Annotated in this window: 3 protein-coding genes; all 3 read right to left on the bottom strand. The window is 60.5% G+C overall.

The features are described 5' to 3' along the window. Positions 1–58: 58 nt before the first annotated feature. The 3 genes from A6D6_RS21555 to A6D6_RS21545 all read right to left on the bottom strand — a co-directional run bounded on the left by A6D6_RS21555 (position 59) and on the right by A6D6_RS21545 (position 2,171). Positions 59–904 (bottom strand): YbaY family lipoprotein, encoded by an 846-nt coding sequence (locus A6D6_RS21555; RefSeq protein WP_159661845.1) that lies wholly within the window; start codon positions 902–904, stop codon positions 59–61. A 179-nt stretch (positions 905–1,083) separates the two neighbouring features. Then, positions 1,084–1,512: an organic hydroperoxide resistance protein gene (locus A6D6_RS21550; RefSeq protein WP_133492603.1), complete on the bottom strand. Its 429-nt coding sequence runs from the start codon at positions 1,510–1,512 to the stop codon at positions 1,084–1,086. A 212-nt stretch (positions 1,513–1,724) separates the two neighbouring features. Further along, positions 1,725–2,171 carry a MarR family winged helix-turn-helix transcriptional regulator gene (locus A6D6_RS21545; RefSeq protein WP_133492604.1) on the bottom strand — a complete coding sequence of 149 codons (447 nt, stop codon included), beginning with the start codon at positions 2,169–2,171 and terminating at the stop codon, positions 1,725–1,727. Positions 2,172–2,306 lie beyond the last annotated feature (135 nt).

Below are 2,306 nucleotides of genomic sequence, written 5' to 3'. Positions count from 1 at the left end.
CCACAGCGGCTCTGTAGAAACGCTGCGGGAGCCAACCCGCTGGCGAGTTCCAATACTTTTACAGCTCCTGCCCACACCCGTTCAATGTGGTATCGCCGTAGCGGACTACCACGGTGTACGGATACTCTTTGCCGCTCATGTCGTCCTGACAGAGGCTCTGTTCGATTTCCACGGTCAGGTCGGTGTCTTCGTTACTGGTCTGATAGAGAGTTTTACCGCCCTCTTCCCTGGGACCAGGATCCGGCGCGGCGACGGTGGTTTCTCCGTAATCGGTGACCAGTTCCAGTTTCACCTGCGGAAAGATGGCCAGGCTCCAGCCGGGCTCATTGCCCGCCGCCCAGAACTGGGCGCCCTGCTCGCGAACTTTCTGTGCCGCCGGGGACAGCCCCGCGCCCTCAACACCTTCCATGTTCTCTGGATCCTCCCGAGGTGCTTCGTCACCGGGCACCCGGTGGACGATGACGGTCACCGGTTGATCATTGCTCTCGCCCACTTCCACCGTGTGCCGCTCGGTGGTGGTCCACAGCAGGTTGCCCTGCTGATCCCGGATTTCCGCGCGCACCGCGTACCCCATGCCCATGTCCGGATTGACGTCGCCGCGCATGTAGGTCAGCTCAAACGGAATCGGCACCTGGGTTTCCGGTTCGAGGGTCTGCTCGGCGATCACCCGGGCCGCGGCGTCCGCCAGGGACACATCTTCCAGCACCACCCGTACGGTGACATCCGGCGGCAAGGCGATGCGCTCCCGATAGAGCACTTCGCCTTTAAGGGTCACCTGCTGTTCTTCCTGTTCCATGGCGCCCCCTCCTTGTTCAGCGGATCGGGAATCGTTGGCCGGCCCCTGATCACAGGCGGTCAGCAAAGCGGCCACCGTCAGGGCGGCGAGAGAAAGCGTGGTTTTCATGATCGCTCCTTGAACATGGCGCAATGATGGGAATTCACCTGCAAACTCTAGCAGGCGCCAGGGCAAAAGAGACGGTCACCGATGAAGGTTTAATGAAAATAAACAAAGCCCCTCGCCGGGGCTGGCAAGGGGCCCTTGAGCCTTTTTTGCAATGGGAACAGTTGCAACGGGAACAGCCGTCAGACCGCCACGCTCAAAGTCACGTCAATGTTGCCCCGGGTGGCGTTGGAGTATGGGCACACTTCGTGGGCCTTGTTGACCAGTTGTTCCGCCTGGGTCTGATCCAGACCCGGCAGACTCACGGTCAGCGCCACTTCCAGGCCGAAGCCAGCGCCCACCGGACCGATGCCCACCTGCCCCTGAACACTGCTTTCGGACGGCAACGCCACCTTGGCCTTGCCAGCGACCAGTTTCAGGGCGCTGAGAAAACAGGCGCTGTAGCCGGCGGCGAACAGCTGCTCCGGGTTGGTACCCTCACCACCCGGACCACCCAGAGCTTGCGGCGTGGTCAATTTCACATCCAGGGCGTTGTCGCTGCTCACGGCGCGGCCGTCACGGCCACCGGTGGCTTTGGCTTCGGCGCGGTACAGTACTTTTTCGATGCTCATGGTGCTCTCCTTTACGGACATTTTGCACTATTAAATAGTGCGCTATTTTAACAATCCAAGGACAGGACGCCAATATGCGAAGCTCCCCCTGAAAAACACCCCGTCATGCCGGGCTCGACCCGGGATCTCCCTCTACAGAGTGCGTGACTTCGTGGAAGGAGATGCCGGATCAAGTCCGGCTGACGTTTTTCAGAGGCTCCCAAAGTGGCGCCCTACCCGTTCAGTTTACGGCGCAAGCCATGAAGCTGATCTTTCAGCGCCGCCAGCTCCTCCGGCTGGCACTGGCTGGCGCAGGCCACCGCTTCGGGAATCGCCTCCGCCCGGATACGCAGATCACGGCCCTGATCGGTGAGCCGCACCTTTACTCGGCGCTCATCCTCGATCGCCCGGCGGCGGGACAGCAGCCCCATGCCTTCCAATCTCTTGAGTAACGGCGTCAAGGTGGCGGAGTCGAGAAACAGCCGTTCGCCGATTTCCGACACGCTCTGCCCATCCTCCTCCCACAGCACCATCATCACCAGGTATTGCGGGTAGGTGAGCCCCAATTCACGCAGCAACCGGCGGTAGACCTTGGTCATGGCCAGATTGGTGGAATACAGGGCGAAGCAGACCTGAAGGTCGAGCTTCAGCAGGCTGTCGGGGGTGTCATGATCATTCATAAGGGCGATATTAAATCGCGCACTATTCATTGGCAAGAAAAAACATGGCCTGACAGCCAGCTTCCCACGGAAGAGAGCTACCAAGCCGCTGTGGGAAGCGGCCCTGGCCGCGAATGGGACTGGAGATATGGATTC

This window comes from Alcanivorax xiamenensis (assembly GCF_009846745.1).
Taxonomy (GTDB): domain Bacteria; phylum Pseudomonadota; class Gammaproteobacteria; order Pseudomonadales; family Alcanivoracaceae; genus Alloalcanivorax; species Alloalcanivorax xiamenensis.
Note: the sequence above shows the minus strand (reverse complement) of the source record. Positions and strands in the feature narration are given on the sequence as shown.